The sequence below is a fragment of the Edaphosphingomonas haloaromaticamans genome (assembly GCF_001853345.1).
GTDB classification, from domain to species: Bacteria; Pseudomonadota; Alphaproteobacteria; order Sphingomonadales; family Sphingomonadaceae; genus Sphingomonas_E; species Sphingomonas_E fennica.
Genome location: NZ_MIPT01000001.1, coordinates 2,466,734 through 2,483,945 on the forward strand (window position 1 = coordinate 2,466,734; position 17,212 = coordinate 2,483,945).

The 17,212-nt window shown below is 67.9% G+C and carries 13 protein-coding genes; 11 read left to right on the top strand and 2 right to left on the bottom strand.

The features are described 5' to 3' along the window. Positions 1–10: 10 nt before the first annotated feature. Both BHE75_RS11400 and BHE75_RS11405 read right to left on the bottom strand, forming a co-directional pair. Complete coding sequence (locus tag BHE75_RS11400; RefSeq protein ID WP_070933935.1) at positions 11–2,335, bottom strand: 3-hydroxyacyl-CoA dehydrogenase/enoyl-CoA hydratase family protein; 2,325 nt, start codon at positions 2,333–2,335, stop codon at positions 11–13. Beyond that, positions 2,332–3,468: a thiolase family protein gene (locus tag BHE75_RS11405; protein ID WP_070933936.1), complete on the bottom strand. Its 1,137-nt coding sequence runs from the start codon at positions 3,466–3,468 to the stop codon at positions 2,332–2,334. The genes BHE75_RS11400 and BHE75_RS11405 overlap by 4 nt, the downstream gene beginning before the upstream one ends. Before the next feature lie 181 nt (positions 3,469–3,649). On the opposite strand from BHE75_RS11405, the gene BHE75_RS11410 reads away from it, so the two are divergent. The 11 genes from BHE75_RS11410 (at position 3,650) to BHE75_RS11460 (ending at position 17,156) form a co-directional block, all read left to right on the top strand. Next, the gene (locus BHE75_RS11410; protein WP_015456951.1) at positions 3,650–4,054 is read left to right on the top strand and encodes a DUF2147 domain-containing protein; all 405 of its coding nucleotides are present in this window, start codon (positions 3,650–3,652) and stop codon (positions 4,052–4,054) included. A gap of 48 nt (positions 4,055–4,102) precedes the next feature. Next, complete coding sequence (locus BHE75_RS11415; protein WP_015456952.1) at positions 4,103–5,401, top strand: OmpP1/FadL family transporter; 1,299 nt, start codon at positions 4,103–4,105, stop codon at positions 5,399–5,401. Next, positions 5,401–7,086 carry a long-chain-fatty-acid--CoA ligase gene (locus BHE75_RS11420; RefSeq protein ID WP_070933937.1) on the top strand — a complete coding sequence of 562 codons (1,686 nt, stop codon included), beginning with the start codon at positions 5,401–5,403 and terminating at the stop codon, positions 7,084–7,086. Before BHE75_RS11415 ends, BHE75_RS11420 begins: the two co-directional genes overlap by 1 nt. A gap of 69 nt (positions 7,087–7,155) precedes the next feature. Next, positions 7,156–7,569, top strand: coding sequence for a MerR family transcriptional regulator (locus BHE75_RS11425; RefSeq protein ID WP_015456954.1), 414 nt, complete (start codon positions 7,156–7,158; stop codon positions 7,567–7,569). A 136-nt stretch (positions 7,570–7,705) separates the two neighbouring features. Beyond that, positions 7,706–8,554, top strand: coding sequence for an SDR family NAD(P)-dependent oxidoreductase (locus BHE75_RS11430; protein ID WP_070933938.1), 849 nt, complete (start codon positions 7,706–7,708; stop codon positions 8,552–8,554). 8 nt (positions 8,555–8,562) lie between these two features. Next, positions 8,563–9,399, top strand: coding sequence for an SDR family NAD(P)-dependent oxidoreductase (locus tag BHE75_RS11435; RefSeq protein WP_438830620.1), 837 nt, complete (start codon positions 8,563–8,565; stop codon positions 9,397–9,399). Positions 9,400–9,604: 205 nt separating this feature from the next. Further along, a complete protein-coding gene (locus BHE75_RS11440; RefSeq protein WP_070933940.1) occupies positions 9,605–12,958 on the top strand; it encodes a glycosyltransferase in 3,354 nt (1,117 codons plus the stop codon). A 105-nt stretch (positions 12,959–13,063) separates the two neighbouring features. Beyond that, on the top strand, positions 13,064–13,813 hold the full coding sequence (locus tag BHE75_RS11445; RefSeq protein ID WP_084653493.1) for an AcvB/VirJ family lysyl-phosphatidylglycerol hydrolase: 750 nt from the start codon (positions 13,064–13,066) through the stop codon (positions 13,811–13,813). After that, on the top strand, positions 13,810–14,232 hold the full coding sequence (locus tag BHE75_RS11450) for a DUF2147 domain-containing protein (protein WP_070933942.1): 423 nt from the start codon (positions 13,810–13,812) through the stop codon (positions 14,230–14,232). Before BHE75_RS11445 ends, BHE75_RS11450 begins: the two co-directional genes overlap by 4 nt. A 5-nt stretch (positions 14,233–14,237) precedes the next feature. After that, positions 14,238–16,829, top strand: coding sequence for a bifunctional lysylphosphatidylglycerol flippase/synthetase MprF (gene mprF, locus BHE75_RS11455; protein WP_070933943.1), 2,592 nt, complete (start codon positions 14,238–14,240; stop codon positions 16,827–16,829). Between the two features lie 108 nt (positions 16,830–16,937). Further along, a complete protein-coding gene (locus BHE75_RS11460; RefSeq protein ID WP_070933944.1) occupies positions 16,938–17,156 on the top strand; it encodes a hypothetical protein in 219 nt (72 codons plus the stop codon). Positions 17,157–17,212: the final 56 nt, after the last annotated feature.

The window sequence follows — 17,212 nt, forward strand, 5'->3', positions numbered from 1 at the left end:
CAGGCATCCATCAGTTACGCAGCGGCTTTCCGGTCGAAAGCATGTGATCGACCCGGGCCTGCGTGCGCTTGTCACGGACGCGGGCCATGAAGGCCTTGCGCTCCAGCGCCAGCAGGTCGCCTTCGGTCACGGTATCGATCAGATCGGCGTCGCCGCCGGTAAGCACCTCGGCCAGCGTGTCGGAAACCACCATGTCGTAATCGGTGGCCATGCCCCGCTTGTGGAAGCTTTCCACCGCCAGCTTCATCCCCGCCCGGCCCGCGGCACCCGGCAGGCGGAAGGTCGGCTGTTCCGGCGCGCGATAGCCATCGACCAGCGAAAGCGCCTTGGCCTTGGCATCGGCCAGCAGGCGATCGCGGTTCATGGTGATGCCGTCCTCGGCCCGCAGGAAGCCATATTCCCTGGCCTCGGCCGCCGATTTGGAAACGGTGGCGGTCGATACGATCTCGAACACCTTGGCCGCCGCCGGCATCGGCCCCTTCGGGAACTTGGGGTTGGTCTGCCAGCGGTGCAGCATCTCGCCGCAGCCGCCCCAGCCGGGGACGAGGCCGACGCCGCATTCGACCAGACCGATATAGCTTTCGGCATGGGCCTGCACCGCATCGCTGTGGAGCAGGATTTCGCAACCGCCGCCCAGCGCCATGCCGGCCGGCGCGCTCACCACGGGGAAGGGGGCGTATTTCAGCGTCTTATAGGCAAGCTGCCCACCGGCGACGAGCTTCTCGATCTCGCCCCAGGCCGCGATGTTCACCGCGAACATGGCGAGGCCCAGATTGGCGCCGGCCGAAAAATTGCTGCCTTCGTTATAGACGACCAGCGCCTTGAAGCGCTGCTGCACCAGCGGCACCGCCTGGCCGATCAGCTTCATGATCTCGCCGTCCAGCGCGTTCATCTTGCTGGTGAATTCCAGGCAGGCCACGCCGTCGCCAATATCCCACAGCGCGGCGGAGGCATTGCGCAGCACCGGTTCGGAATTACGCTTCACATCCTCCAGCAGCAGCACGCCTTCGGCCTGCGGCACGTCATGATAGGCGCCGTCCAGCCCCAGATACTGGCGCCGGCCGCCTTCCACGCGGTAGAAGCTGCGGTCGCCGGCCAAGGTCAGGATCGCGGGCACGGGCCGGCCCTCGGCGGCCAGCCGCTCGGCAAGCTTCGCCGCGCCGATCCGGTCGATCAGCTCGAATGGGCCGTATTTCCAGTTGTAGCCCAGCTTCATCGCCACATCGACGGCAACGATGTCGTCGGCGGCCTCGGGCACCAGGCTCGCGGCATAGGCCAGCGTCTCGCCCAGGATCGCCCAGGCATATTCGCCCGCCTTGCCCGGCGTGGCGATCAGGGCGGCCAGATCGCCCCTGGCGGCGGGGCCGCGCAGTTCGGGCGCCTTCGCCTGCGGGCGATATTCGCCGGTCGCAAGGTCGATCGCTTCCTTGCGCTTATTCTCCGCGCGGTTGATGCGGTAGAAACCGCCCTTGCCCTTGCGGCCGGTATAGCCGTCCGCGATCATCGTCTCGATCAGCGGGAAGGAACGGGCAATCTGCTGGTAACGGTCGTCAGCCGGCAGGGTGGAGGTCAGGCTTTTTTGCAGGTGCGGCATCAGATCGATGCCGACCAGATCGACCAGGCCGAAGATGCCGGTCTTGGGCACGCCCATCGGCTTGCCGGCGATCGCGTCCGCTTCCTCCACGGTCATGCCCAGGTCGAAGGCGGCGTTCAGGCCCACCTGGATCCAGAAGGTGCCGACGCGGTTGGCGATGAAGCCCGGCGTGTCCTTGGCGCGCACGATCGTCTTGCCCATCCGCCGATCGGCGAAGTCGGCGATGCGGTCCACCAGCGCGGCGTCGCTCGCCGGGCCGGCCACGATCTCCAGCAGGCGCATGTAGCGCGGCGGGTTGAAGAAGTGGGTGATCAGGAAGTCGCGCTTGAAGGCGTCCGATCGCCCCTCGACCAGATGGTCGAGCGGGATGGTGGAGGTGTTGGAGGACACCGCCGTGCCGGGCGTGCGCACCTCTTCCAGCTTCGCGTAAAGCTGCTGCTTCAGGTCCAGCCGTTCGATGATCGCTTCCACGATCCAGTCGCACTCGGCCACCCTGGCGAGGTGATCCTCGATATTGCCGGTTTCGACCAGCTTTGCCGCCGCCTTCGACATGAAGGGGGCGGGATCGGTCTTCAGCATCTTCGCCACCGCGCCCTCGGCCACCGCGTTGCGGTTGGCGGGATCGCGAACGATGTCGAGCAGCAGCACCGGCACGCCGGCATTGGCGACCTGGGCGGCGATGCCGGCGCCCATGGTGCCGGCGCCGATCACGCAGACCTTGCGAATCGTCGCTTCGCTCATTCCGCGGCCTCCAGCAGGGTGGCGATGCCCTGGCCGCCGCCGATGCACTGGGTGGCGAGCGCGAACTTGCCGCCCTCGCGCTTCAGCAGCGATGCCGCCTTGCCGACGATGCGCGCGCCGGTCGCGCCCAGCGGGTGGCCGATGGCGATCGCGCCGCCGTCGATGTTCACCTTGTCCTTGTCGAGGCCGAGATCGCGGATGCAGGCCAGCGCCTGGCTGGCGAAAGCCTCGTTCAGCTCGACCACATCGAGCTGGCCAGCCTCGACGCCGCCGCGGGCCAGCGCCTTGCGGCTCGCCTCGACCGGGCCGATGCCCATGATCTCCGGCGCGCAGCCCGACACCGCGACCGAACGGATGCGGGCGAGGATCGGCAGGTTGTGCGCGCGGGCATATTCCTCGCTCGCCACCAGCACGGCGCTGGCGCCGTCGGTCAGCGGGGAGGAGGTGCCGGCGGTGACGGTGCCGTTCTGGTCGAAGGCGGGCTTCAGCGCGGCAAGGCCCTCGGCCGAGGTATCGGGGCGCAGCGTGCCGTCCTTGTCGACGGTGCCGGCCTTGGTCACGATCGGCACGATCTCGGCTTCCAGCTTGCCGGCCGACTGGGCGGCGGCGGCCTTCTGCTGGCTGGAGACCGCGAAGGCTTCCTGCTCGGCGCGGGTGATCTGGTACTTGCCGGCGACGTTCTCGGCCGTGTCGCCCATGCCCATATAAGCGGCGCTGCGGGCGGCGAGGGCGGGGTTGGGCAGGGGGTTGAAGCCCTGCATCGGCACGCGGCTCATCGATTCGACGCCGGCGCAGATGAACACCTCGCCCGCACCCAGCTGGATCTGGCCGGCGGCGATGTGGACGGAGCTCATCGAGGATCCGCAGAAGCGGTTGACGGTCATGCCGCCCACCGAAAGCGGCAGATCGGCGAGCAGGCCGATCAGGCGCGCCACGTTCAGGCCCTGCTCGCCCTCGGGGAAGGCGCAGCCGAGGACGATGTCCTCGATATCCTGCGGCGCGACGCCGGTCCGCTCGATCAGGCCGCGCACCACGTTGGCGGCCAGATCGTCGGGGCGGACACGCGCCAGCGCGCCCTTGCCTGCGAGGTGGAAGGGCGAACGGGCGTAGCCCGCGATAACCACGTTACGCATGAATCGAGTCTCTCCGTAGTCGCAACATATGCGGAAATTTCTTTCCTAAGGGTGCGTAGATTTCCCTATACGTCAATCAAATTTTGTTGCAGAAGACGATTCTCGAACCGCCGGGGCCAGACGGCGTTGAGCAAGTGAGACCCGTGAAACGGGCAAAACGTTCCGGTGAGAGGTGCCGATAATGCTGTTTACCCTTGTGGCGCTGGCGGCCACGGCCAATGTCCAGCCCGATGTCGTCGTCGGACGATGGCAGACCGAGGTTCGACATGGCGTGGTGGAGATCACCCGCTGCGGCCAATCCATCTGCGGCCGGCTGGCCGATTCCGATGGCCTCAAAGCCAATCCCGCCCTGCTCGATGCGAACAACAAGGATGCGTCGCTCCGCGGCCGTCGCCTGCTGGGCGCGCAGATCCTGCAGGGGTTCAAATGGGGTGGCGGCGCCTGGGAAGGCGGCACCATCTACAATGCCGAGGATGGCGGCACCTACAAGGCCACGGTCACGCCCGTGGGGGCGGATCAGCTCCGCCTGAAAGGCTGCATCGTCTGGCCGCTGTGCAAGACACAGACCTGGACGCGCATCCGCTGAGCCGAGGCTCGGCATTCATTCCAGCTAAGATTACCAGGAGATTTGATGATGAAGGCTGTGTCTAAGGCAGCTCTGCTTTCCTCCCTTGCTGCCTTGGCGGTCATCGCCCCGGGAAGCGCTCAGGCGGGCGGCTTCTATCTGCAGGAACAGTCGGTGAAGGGCGCTGGCCGTGCTTTCTCGGGTGAAGTCGCCGATCAGGGCGCGGCCTCGCTGTGGTGGAACCCCGCCTCGATCGGCGGCCTCCAGGGCGGCAGCGCGCATATCGGGTTCAGCGCCATCCTGCCGAAGGGCGATCTCGACAATGTGGGCACCGCGATCGTGCGCCCCGGCCAGGCGCCGGCGCCGGTGGGCGGCGATCAGCGGTCGGAAGATCCGATCAACAAGGGCTATCTGCCGACGGGCGCCATTGCCTATGGCATCACCCCGGAAATCGCCGTGGGCCTGACGATCGCCTCGCCCTACAGCTTCACCACCAATTATGACGAGACGAGCTGGGCGCGCTACACCGCGGACAAGACGCGGCTGCGCACCTACGACATCCAGCCCTCGATCGCGGTGATGCCGCTGCCTGGCCTCAGCCTCGGCGCCGGCCTCAACATCGAATATGCCAAGGCCAACCTGGGCAATTACCTGCCGAACCTTTCGGCCGCGCTGCCCGATGGCCACCAGAACCTGAAGGGCGACGGCTGGGATCTCGGCTGGACGCTGGGCGCGCAATATGCCTACGGCCCGGCGACCTTCGGCGTCAGCTACAAGTCCAGCGTGAAGCACAAGCTGTCGGGCGAGATGATCACCAGCGGCCTGCTCGGCCCGCTTGCCGGCCAGAACGGCACGATCGCCACCCACGCCACCTTCCGCACCCCCTGGCAACTCAACTTCGGCACGCGGGTGAAGGTGACGGAGGCGCTGACGCTGAACGGCCAGGTCTCGCGCTTCGGCTGGGGCAAGTTCGACGCCATCCGGCTCGGCGATCCCGTGAACGTCGCGATCCCCGAACATTATCGCGATACCTGGAGCTTCGCCGGCGGCGTGGATTACGATCTCTCGCCGAAGTGGACGATCCGCGGCGGCATCCAGCATGACCAGACGCCGACCCGCAATGGCGAGCGCGACGCCCGCGTGCCGGACAGCAACCGCTGGAACTTCGCGCTGGGCACCTCTTATGCGGTGACGCAGGCCTTCACGCTCGATGCCGCGGCCAACTACATCCACTTCAAGGATGCGAAGATCGATCGCACCACGGCCGCCTATGCCGGCAGCCCGGTGCAGACCCCGATCCTCGTGGATGGCGAGATCAACAACGCCCGCGCGATCGTGTTGTCGATCGGCGGCCGGTTGACCTTCTGATGACCGGGGCGGCAACCGTTGAGAGCCGCCCGGGCGCGGGGGCGGATGCAGGCGTGGGGCCTGTCATCCGTCCCCGGCTCCTTACCCAGTTGCTCGACGATGCCGTGGCGGCCTGGCCCGAACGGCGCGCGATCGACTTCCTCGGGCGCACCTGGCGCTATGACGAGATCGGCGCGCTGGTCAGTCGCGCCGCGCGGGGATTGCAGGATCTCGGGCTGAAGCCGGGCGACCGCTTCGGTCTCTGCCTGCCCAATACGCCTTACTACGTCATCCTCTATTTCGCGGCGCTGCGCGTCGGCGCGATCGTCGTCAACTTCAACCCGCTCTATGTGGAGCGCGAGCTGGATCACCAAATCCGCGATTCCGGCACGCGGATGATGGCCGTGCCGGACGTGAAGGTGGTGCACGAAAAGGTCGCCGCCGTCGCCGAGGGCACGGGGCTGGAAAAGATCATCGTCTGCCCGATGGCGGATATCCTGCCGCCGCTCCAGTCCTGGGGTTTCCGGCTGTTCAAGCGGCGCGACCATGCCGTCATCCCGGCGGACGGCCGCCATGTCGGCTTCCGCGCCCTCGTCGTGCGCGATGCCGCGCCCGATCCCGTGGCGCAGAGCCCCGATGACGTCGCCGTGCTGCAATATACCGGCGGCACCACCGGCGTGCCCAAGGGGGCGATGCTCACCCACGCCAACCTCACCGCCAACAGCGCGCAGATGCTGGCCCATGTCGGCGGCGTGCGGGCGGTGCAGGAACGCACGCTGGGCGTGCTGCCGATGTTCCACGTCTTCGCGCTCACCACCGTGCTCAACTTCTCGGTCGAGATCGCGGCCGAGATGATCCTGCTGCCCCGGTTCGAGATGGACCAGGTGCTCGCCACGATGAAGCGCACCAGGCCCACCCAGTTCTTCGGCGTGCCGACCATCTATGTCGCCATGAACGGCGTTCCCGACGGCAAGCTGCCGGACATGTCGGCGATCCGCGCCTGCATCTCGGGCGGGGCGCCGCTGCCGCTCGATGTGCGGGAAGCCTTCGAAAAGCGCACCGGCGTGCGCGTGGTCGAAGGCTATGGCCTGTCCGAAGCCTCGCCGATCATCGCCTGCAACCCGATCGAAGGGCTGGTGAAGGACAATAGCTGCGGCCCGCGCTTCCCCGGCACGGTGCTGGAGATCCGCGATCCGGCCGAGCCCTCGCGCCTCATGCCGCTCGGCGAGCGGGGCGAGGTCTGCGCCCGCGGTCCGCAGGTGATGAAGGGATATTGGCAGCGGCCCGACGAGACCGAGGCCTGCTTCGCGGACGGGGCGCTGCGCACCGGCGACATCGGCTATCTCGACGAGGACGGCTATCTCTTCCTAGTCGATCGCATCAAGGACGTGATCCTCGCCGGCGGCTATAACGTCTATCCGCGCGTGATCGAGGATGCGGCCTATCACCATCCCGCGATCAAGGAAGCGGTCGCGATCGGCGTCTTCGATAAATATCGCGGCCAATCGCCCAAGCTGTTCGTCGCCCTGCGCGAGGAAATGACGGCGACGGAGGAGGAAATCCGGGCGTTCCTCGCCGATCGGATCAGCAAGATCGAAATGCCCAAATATATCGAGATACGCGATGCCTTGCCGAAGACGCTGATCGGTAAGCTTTCGAAAAAGGAACTCGTGGAGGAGGAAAAGGCGCGGCGATCCGTTTCTTGACGGATCGCCGATGGCGGGTGGCGAATGCCCTGCGCAATCGCTAAGGGGCCTGCCGTTGGGGGAGGATGGATGAAAAACGGCGTAACCGTCCCGGATCGGGCCGATACCGGTCTGTGTGGCATACAGGCGGTGGCGGCCGAACTGGGCGTCACCCAGCGCACCTTGCGCTTTTATGAGGATAAGGGGCTGATCGCGCCGCAGCGCGTGGGCACCATGCGCATCTATACCCGCCGGGAAGTGGGGCGGATGCAGCTGATCCTGCGGGGCAAGCGGCTCGGCTTTTCCATCCGGGAGATCAAGGAATTCCTCGATCTCTACGATGTCGATCCCGAACATGCCGAACAGATGCGGCGGCTGGCCGAACGGGTGCGCGAGCGGCTGGCCGACCTGGAAAAGCAGCGCGTGGCGCTGGACGAGACGATCGTCGAGCTGCGGGAGATCGAGCGCGCGGCCATGGATCGCCTGGCCCGCCATCACGATTGAAGAACGGGTCGCTTTTCGCGAACTAGGGCGTTTTCACGGAAATGTCCCCAACCTCCCGGCGTTGCCATGGTGAATGTGATTCATCATGCTCGCGCCACATGATCGGCGGGCAGCCGGCATCCTTCGGGGAGGGGATATGGCTGGATTGCTTTCCGGGCGGGTTGCGCTGGTCACGGGGGGACGGCGCGGGATCGGCCGGGCGATAGCCCGCCGGCTGTCCACCGCCGGCGCCGCGGTCCTCATCGCGGCCGAGCGCCTCGATGAGGATGGGGTGGGCGAAACCGTCGCCCTGCTCCGCGCCGGCGGCGGCAAGGCCGATGCGATCGCCCTCGACCTGGCCGATGCGGCAGACCGCGCGGATGCCGTAAGCCGCGCCGCCGCGCCGTTCGGGCCGATCGATATCCTGGTCAACAACGCCGCCGCCAATAATTATGCACCGGCCAGCACGATGGACCTCGCCTATCGGCGGCGGATGTTCGACATCAACGTCCATGGCCCGATGGACCTGATCCAGCAGGCCCTGCCGCACATGAAGGCGCAGAGCTGGGGACGTGTCGTCAACATATCCAGCGCGTCCACCCGGCCGCCGGCCATTCCCTATCCCGGCCCCGCGCAGCATACGCACGGCATCGCCGTCTACGGCGCGTCAAAGCTCGCGCTCGAACGTTTCACCGTGGGCCTCGCGGCGGAACTGCACGGCACGGGCGTCACGGTGAACGCCACCTATCCGGCCAGCGTCTGCGTTACCGAAGCCAATTCCGAAGTCGCGCTGGCCGCGCTGCGTGCCCATCCCGACTGGGGGGAGAGCACAGATATGATGGCGGAGGCCGCCCTGCTGCTGATCCAGGGGCCGATCACCGGTCTCGTGCTGCCCAGCCGGGAGATATTGTTTCTGCTGCAATCCCCGCTGCATGGGCCGGACGGCATGTCCGTGATCGGCGATGCGCACAGCCTGCCCGACCTGGAATTGGGGGCCGGGGCATGAGCGCGCATATGGACCGCCTCGACGGCCGCGTCGCCCTCGTCACCGGCGCGACGCAGGGCATCGGCCGTGCCATCGCCCGCCGGCTCGCCTCGCTCGGCGCGGACATCGTCGTCACCGCATCGGGCCGCGACCCCGNCGGCCTCGCCGAAACCTGCCGGCTGGTCGCGGCCGCAGGCCGGCGCGCCCATGCCATCCAGGTCGACCTTACCGATGAGGACGCGCGCTCCACCCTGGTCGCCCGTGCGGCCGAGGCGCTGGGCGCGGTCGACGTCCTCGTCAACAACGCCGCCGGCATCGCCGCCTACGCGCCGCCCGGCAAGATCGACCTGCCGGCGCGGCTGCGCACGTTCGAGCTCAACTTCCACGCCCCCCTCGATCTCATCCAGGCGGCACTGCCGGCGATGCGGGAAAAGGGGTGGGGGCGCATCCTCAACATCACCTCGGAAACCGCGCACCAGCCCCGCATTCCCTATGTCGGGTCGACCAAGTTCATCCACGGCCTCGTCACCTATGGTGCATCGAAGGCGGCGCTCGATCGCGTCACGCTCGGCCTCGCGGCCGAGCTGCACGGCACCGGCATCCATGTGAACGCGGTGAAGCCCTACAAGATCTGCGCGTCCGAAAACGCGCTCCAGCTCGCGCGGATGACGGCGCCGCACAACCCGGACTGGATCGAAGGCGTCGAGATGATGGCCGAAGCCGCCGCCATCCTGGTCGCCTCGTCCTTGAGCGGGTTGGTTTCCAACAGCCGGGAGGTGCTGGCCATGACCCAGTCGCCGCTCCGATCGCTGGACGGCGCGGCCGTCATCGGCGACGCCCACACCATCCCCGATATCGGCGACTGAAAGGCCCGCGCCGATCCGCCGCCGCACGGCCCATCTTACCGCGATTTAATCCGGCGCACATCTTGCTCCCACCCCGCCGCGCCTAGAACGAGCGGGTCGATCGGGATTCCCCCTCCCGTCATCGCGAAATTGGCGGCGTCCGGTCTTTCCCCCTGTGGCCGGGCGCCGTCCGCTTCCTGGTGGGGAGAGGTTTCGGGGATCAGCGTTGGAAAAGCCCGTCTTCTACGATGCCAGCGGCCGCCGCGACCGGTGGACCAAGCGCGCCTTCCTGGCCCTGATCCTCACGATCGTTCTTGCCTCCATCGCCTTCGCCATGACGGTGGTGGCCGTTCCCGTGCCCGAGCCGCTGGCGCTGGCCATGGAGCACCCGCTGCCCCGTCCGCTGCGCCAGCAGGTCAACCATCTTCGCCACAGCGCCGCGCGCGGCATCGCCACCCTGCGTCATGACGTCGGCTCCTGGTTGCCGCGCAAGGCGCTGCCGGTGCGGGCCGATCCGATCGCCGTCGGCTTCTACGTGCCCTGGGACGATGCCAGCCGGGCCTCGCTGCGTGCCCATATCGGCCAGCTCGACTGGCTGGTTCCGGGCACGATGAGCGTGGTCGGCCCCGCCCATCGCCTCCAGATCACGCCCGACCCGCGCCTGGATACGCTGATCGCCGCGACACCCCATCGGCCGAAGATATTGCCGATGGTGCAGAATGCCGTGGACGGCCGCTGGGACGGCGCCGGCACCGCCGCGCTGCTCGCCAGGCCGGCGCTCCGCCGTGCGCTGCTGGAGCAGATCGACGGCGCGCTGCAGGCCCGCAAGGCGGACGGCCTGATGCTCGATTTCGAGGACCTGCCCGCCAGCGCCCAGCACGACTATCTCGCCTTTCTGAAGGAAGCGCGCGCCAGGCTCGCGGTCGAGGGGCGGCTGCTGGCCGTGGCGGTGCCGGTGGGCAATGCCGATTGGCAGCTCAAGGCCTATGCCGCCGCCGCCGACCGGCTGGTGCTGATGGCCTATGATGAACATTCGCCGGAAGGCGAGGCCGGGCCGATCGCCAGCCAGCGCTGGTTCGTGCGGCAGCTGGACGAGGCGCTCGCCATCGTTCCCGCCGGCAAGGCGATCGTCGCGGTGGGCAGCTATGCCTATGACTGGACGGCGCCGGGCCGGGCCGACCCCCGATCGGTGGAGGAGGCGTGGCTCACCGCGCATGACAGCGAGGCGCCGATCCAGTTCGACCGGCAGAGCGGCAACGCCACCTTCAGCTACGAGGAAAACGGCGTTCCCCATAATGTGTGGCTGCTGGACGCCGCCAGCGCCTGGAACCAGCTTCGCGCCGCCCGCGCCAAGGCGGTGGCCGGCGTGGCGCTCTGGCGGCTGGGCACCGAGGACCCCGGCTTCTGGCAGGCGCTCGGCGGCTTCCACGGCGCCACCGTCCCGGACATGCGCGCGCTCCACACCGTCGGCAATGTCGATGTCGAAGGCAATGGGGAGATCCTGCGGATCGAGCATGTGCCGGTGGCCGGCCGCCGGGCGATGGTGCCCGACGCGCGCGGCCTGATCGTCGACGAACATTATCAGGCGCTGCCCACGCCCTATGTCGTCCGCCGCACCGGCTATCGGCCCGGCCTCGTCGCGCTCAGCTTCGATGACGGTCCCGACGCGGAATGGACGCCCAAGATCCTCGACATCCTCCGCCGCGAGCATGTTCCCGCCACCTTCTTCCTGATCGGCGAGAATGCGATGGATCATCCGCTGCTGGTGAAGCGGATCATCGACCAGGGCAGCGAAGTCGGCAGCCACACCTTCACGCATCCCAACCTTGCCCAGGAATCCGCGCGCGGCACCCGGCTGGAGCTGAACGCCACGCAGCGCGTGGTCGAAGCCTATACCGGCCGATCGATCCGGCTGTTCCGCGCCCCTTATTTCGGCGACGCCGAGCCCACCACGGCGGACGAGCTCATTCCCGCCTTCGCCGCCCAGCAGGCCGGCTATACCAATGTCGGGCTGCACGTCGATCCCGACGACTGGAAGCGCCCCGGCGTCGACTGGATTGTCCGGTCGACGCTCGCGCAGGTGCAGCGCGGCAATGCCGAACGCTCGGGGCAGATCGTGCTGCTGCACGACGGCGGCGGCGATCGATCGCAGACGGTGGCGGCCCTGCCGCGGATCATCGATGCCCTGCAGGCGCAGGGTTACAGTTTCGTCCCGGTATCCCGGCTGGCCGGCCTCACCCCCGATCAGGTGATGCCCCCGGTCACGGGCGGCGATCTGTTGTCGGTGCGGATGGATGTCGGCCTGTTCCTGTTCCTCGCGGGCTTCAACTACGCGCTGAAATGGCTGTTCTTCCTGGCGATCGCGCTCGGCATGGCGCGGGCCGTGCTGCTCGCCGTCCTGGCCGTCGACGGCAATCGCCGCCGCAAGCGGCCGGTTGCGCCCGCCATCGATCCCGCGCGCTTCGTATCGGTGCTGATCCCGGCCTTCAACGAGGCCCGCGTGATCGAAAATTCGATCCGCCGCGTGCTCGCCAGCCGCGACGTGCAGGTCGAGGTGATCGTGATTGACGACGGCTCGTCCGACGGAACGAGCGCGGTGGTGCGGGCGGCCTTCGCCGATGAGCCCCGCGTCCGGCTGCTCACGCTCAGCAATGGTGGCAAGGCGCGCGCGCTCAACCGCGGGCTGCAACTGGCGTGCGGCGAGATCATCATCGCGCTCGACGCCGATACCCAGTTCGAACCGGATACGATCGCGCTGCTGGCCCGCTGGTTCCGCGATCCCTCCATCGGCGCCGTCGCCGGCAATGCCAAGGTCGGCAACCGCGTCAACCTCGTCACCCGCTGGCAAGCGGTGGAATATGTGACGGCGCAGAATCTGGAACGCCGGGCGCTGGCGCGCTTCGATGCGATCATGGTCGTGCCCGGCGCCGTCGGCGCGTGGCGCAGGGCGGCGCTCGAGGATGTCGGCGGCTACCCCGTCGATACGCTGGCCGAGGACCAGGATCTCACCATCGCCATCCAGCGGCATGGCTGGCGCGTGGGTTATGACGCCGATGCCGTGGCCTGGACGGAAGCGCCGGAAAGCTTCGCGGCATTGGTGAAGCAGCGTTTCCGCTGGGCTTTCGGGACCTTGCAGTGCCTGTGGAAGCATCGGGCGGTGATGCGCGATCGCCGGCCCGCGGGGCTTGCCTTCGTCGGCATCCCGCAGGCGTGGATATTCCAGATCGGCTTCGCGATCATCTCCCCCCTGATCGACCTCGCCCTGCTGGCCAGCCTGGTTTCCACCGCGATCCGCATCCACCAGCATGGCTGGGCGCAGACGCAGAGCGACGTGCTGCGCATGGCGATCTACTGGATCGTCTTCGTCGCGATCGACGTGGCGTGCGGGTGGATCGCCTATCGGCTGGAACGCCGCGAAAGCCGCTATCCGGCGCTGCTGCTGGTGGCGCAGCGCTTCGTCTACCGGCAGCTCATGTATTCGGTGGTGATCCGGGCGGTGGCCAATGCGCTGCGCGGCCCATGGATCGGCTGGGGCAAGCTGGAACGGAGCGGCCGGGTCGAGATGAAGGCCGCTGGCTGACCGATGCCGGTTTCCCGCATGGACGCATTGTCATGGTGGGGCCACCTCGCGGGCAGGGCGGCTTCCCTAGCATCGGCGGGCGATGGGACGAGCATGGAGGCCCGCATGCGTGGAAGGAAGGCAGGAATCGCGGTGGGCGCGCTGCTCGCGGCGCTGGCGGCCTTCGCCATATGGCTGGGCTATATCGGCTATTTCGGCGGTCCCGTCTTTTTCGAGCTGCCGGCGGAAAAGCCGTCGCCCCCCGAGCTTCGGGGAACGGTGGCGGTGATCCTGTCCGGCGACATGGGCTTCCGCATCGGCATGGGGCCTCGCATTGCGAAGCGCCTTGCCGCGGATGGCATTCCGGTGCTGGGGGTCAGCTCGCTCACCTATTTCCGCCACGAACGTTCGCCGGTGGAGGCCGCCGCGCTGCTGGATGCGGCCGCCGGACGCGCTTTGGCGTTCGGCCACGCCGATCGGCTGATCCTGATCGGCCAGTCTTTCGGCGCGGACATGCTGCATGTCGGGCTGGTCGACATGCCGCCCGCGCTGCGCGCGAAGGTCGCCATGGTGGGGCTGGTCGTGCCCACCGACAGCCTGATATTCCGCGCTTCCCCGTCCGAGCTGTTCAACTGGACGCCGCCCGATGCGCCCGCATTGCCGACGGCCCGTGCGCTCGATTGGGTTCCGGCCGTCTGCATCCAGGGCCGGGAGGAGGAAGACAGCCTTTGCCCGCATCTCGACCAGCCGAACATGCGCAGGCTGGTCCTGCCGGGCGGGCATCCGCTCCATCGCGACGTCGACGCGCTCCACGCGGCTCTCTGGCGGGAAATCCTGGCAACGGCACGGGCGCCCCGTGCGGGAGCGGCCTCATGATCCGCCGGGCCTGGCTGCGGGCCGGGCTGGCGATCGCCGCCGCCCTGGCGCCGCTTTCGACGGGCGCGCATGCCGCATCCGGCATTGGCGACATCGCCGGCACCTGGATCAACCCGCATGGCAGCGTGAAGGTCGTCACCGGCGATTGCGGCGGCAGGCTGTGCGGCTGGATAAGCTGGGTGAATGCCGAGGCCATGGCCGATGCGCAGTCCAGCGGGGTCACGCGGCTGATCGGCACCGAGCTGCTGCGCAATTACCACGCCACCGACGCGGGGCGCTGGCAGGGCGAGGTCTATGTGCCCGATATGGGGCGCACTTTCTATTCCACCATCGATCTGCGCGGGCACGATCGCCTGCGGATAAGCGGCTGCATCCTCGGCGGCTTCATCTGCAAGTCGCAGATCTGGCAGCGAGCCTGAACCGGATGCTCGCCACAGCCCGCCGGTTCGCCCAGCGATACGGGCTGGCCCTGAAGATCGCGGCCATCGTCCTGCTCGCGGCGGCCGGGCTGGCGGCATTGCACGGATTGCTGGCCGAGGTCCGCCCCCATCAGGTGATCGTCGCCTTCCGTGCGCTCGGGGCCGGGCAGATCGCAGCCTCCGTCCTGCTGACGGCGGCCAGCTATTTCATGCTGACGCTCTATGACGTGCTGGCGCTCAGGATCATCGGCCGGCCGCTTCCCTATCGCACCGCCGCGCTCGCCTCGCTCGCCAGCTATACGCTCAGCCACAATTTCGGCTTCGCGCTGCTCACCGGCGGATCGGCGCGATACCGGGTCTATCGCAGCGCGGGGTTGGACGCGGGCGAGATCGTCCGCGTCATCGCGACCGCCAGCATCACCTTCTGGATGGGCGTGGTGGCGATGGCGGCGGTGGCGCTGGTCGCGCATCCGATGGCGCTCGACCTGGGGATATTCACCTTGTCCCCCTTCGCGCAGCGCTGCGCCGGCGCGACGATCATCGCCGCGGGGCTGGTGCTGATCTGGAAGCTGCGCGGCGAAAGCCGGTCCGTCCGCCTATTCCGCTGGAGCTTCCCCCATCCGAGCCCCGGCCAGGCGATCGCGCAGATCGCCATCGCCGCGCTCGATCTCGCGGCGGCGAGCGGGGCGCTGCTGGTCCTGGTCCCCGGCGCCGGCCTCCACCAGTTTCCGCTCTTCTTCCTCGCTTATACGGTGGCGATCATCGCCAGCCTGCTCAGCCATGTGCCGGGTGGGGTAGGGGTGTTCGAAGCCGTCATCCTCGCCGCGTTGCCCGAAATCGCGCCGCCGTCGCTGCTGGCGGCGCTCATCATGTATCGGATCATCTATTATCTGGCGCCACTGATGGTCGCCGCCGCATTGCTGGTCGTCCACGAACGGCGCCAGATCGGCCGCCCCGTCGCCGCGGCCATGGGCGCGGTGCAGTTCGTCCTGCACGGCATCGCGCCCTCGCTTCTCGCCGCGATAACCTTCATCGGCGGCGTGGTGCTGCTGATCTCGGGAGCGTTGCCGGCGGTTCCGGCCCGCCTTCACGAGCTTCGGGCATTATTGCCGCTGCCCTTCGTCGAAGCCTCGCATATCGCCGCCAGCCTCGCCGGCACCGGCCTGCTGCTGATCGCGCCCGGCCTCTATCGCCGGCTGGACGGCGCCTTCCACCTTTGCCGCGCGCTGCTGCTTGCGGGGGCGGCCTTTTCCCTGGCGAAGGGGGTGGATTATGAGGAGGCCGTGATCCTCCTCGCGATCGCCGCGCTGCTCCAGCTATCGCGCAAGGCCTTCTACCGGCGCACCGCGCTCACGACCGCGATCGCCTCGCCCCGCGCGATCATCGCCATCCTGCTGGCGGTCGGGCTTTCCACCTGGATCGGTTTCTTTTCCTACAAGCATGTCGCCTATCAGAGCGATCTCTGGTGGCAGTTCGCCTGGAACGGGGATGCCTCGCGCTTCCTCCGGGCGAGCTTCGCCATGGCCGTCGTGCTGGCGGCGGCGGCGGTGCTCCAGCTCTTCCAATATGTCCATCCGCCGGCCGATCGGCGGTCCGACGGCGCCGATGCCGCGCTCGCCATTTCCGCCAGCGCCCGCACCGAGGCGATGCTGGCCTTCACCGGGGACAAGCGCTTCCTGTTTTCCGCCACGGGACAGGCGCTGCTGATGTATCAGGTGCAGGGGCAGAGCTGGATCGTCATGGGCGATCCCGTCGGCCCGCAAGGCGAATGGCCCGAGCTGGTGTGGCGGATCCGAGAGATGGCGGACGCCGCGCAGGGGCGCCTCATGCTCTATCAGATATCGATGGATTGCGTGCCGCTCGCCATCGATCTCGGTCTCCAGCTCGTCAAATATGGCGAGGAGGCGCGCGTGTTCCTGCCGGATTTCGCGCTGGACGGGCCCGACATGAAGGGCCTGCGCCATGCCGAGCGCCGGGCCGCGCGGGAAGGCGCCGAATTCGCCATCCTCCCGGCGGCCGAAGTGCCCGCCGCGATGGCGGAGCTGCGCGCGGTTTCCGATGCCTGGCTTGCCGAGAAGGGGAATATGGAGAAAGCCTTCTCGGTCGGCCGCTTCGATCCGGCCTATCTCGCCCGCTTCGATTGCGCCGTCGTCCGCCATGCCGGCCGCATCGTCGCCTTCGCCAATATCTGGGCCACATCCAACCGGGAGGAGCTTTCCGTTGATCTGATGCGGCATGTGGCGACGATGCCCTACGGGACGATGGATTTCCTGTTCGTCCAGCTGATGAAATGGGGGCGGGATCGGGGTTATCGCTGGTTCAGCCTGGGCCTTGCCCCCCTTGCCGGGATAGAGGCGCGGCGGCTGGCCCCGATGTGGGCCCGCGCCGGCACCTTCCTCTACCGCCACGGCGATGCCTTCTACGGGTTCGAAGGGCTGCGATCCTACAAGGACAAGTTCGCCCCGCGCTGGGAGCCGCGCTATATCGCGAGCGCCCATGGCGTGGGGCTGGCCCGCGCCCTGATCGACCTGCAGACCCTTGTCGGCGGCAGCTCGAGAAGCGCCGCGCGCCGTGCCAGCCTCGCCTTGGTCGCCTGACCGGGCGTGCCGCGACGCATTACCAAAGCTTCATTCCGACGCCATCGGCCGGTCCGGCATCGGGGCGCATCCTCTGCGATGGGGGGGATGTAATCGAGGGAGTATCCGATGAAGGCATATCATCTTCTCGCGGCGGGCCTCGTGCTCGGCCTTTCGGGCGCGGCCGCGGATGCGGCTTCCTGCCGGGATGCGCACGGCAAGTTCATAACCTGCCCCAAGCCCGCGGCGGCGGCCAAGCAAAGCTGCCATGATGCCAGGGGCAAGTTCGTCAAATGCCCGGCCTCCGCCGCGCACAGCGCTGCCGGATCGGCCACGAAAGGCCGATAACCTCATAAGGGAAAGCGCATTTTGGCCCCAGGGCCATCCGCTCGACCGCTGAACAT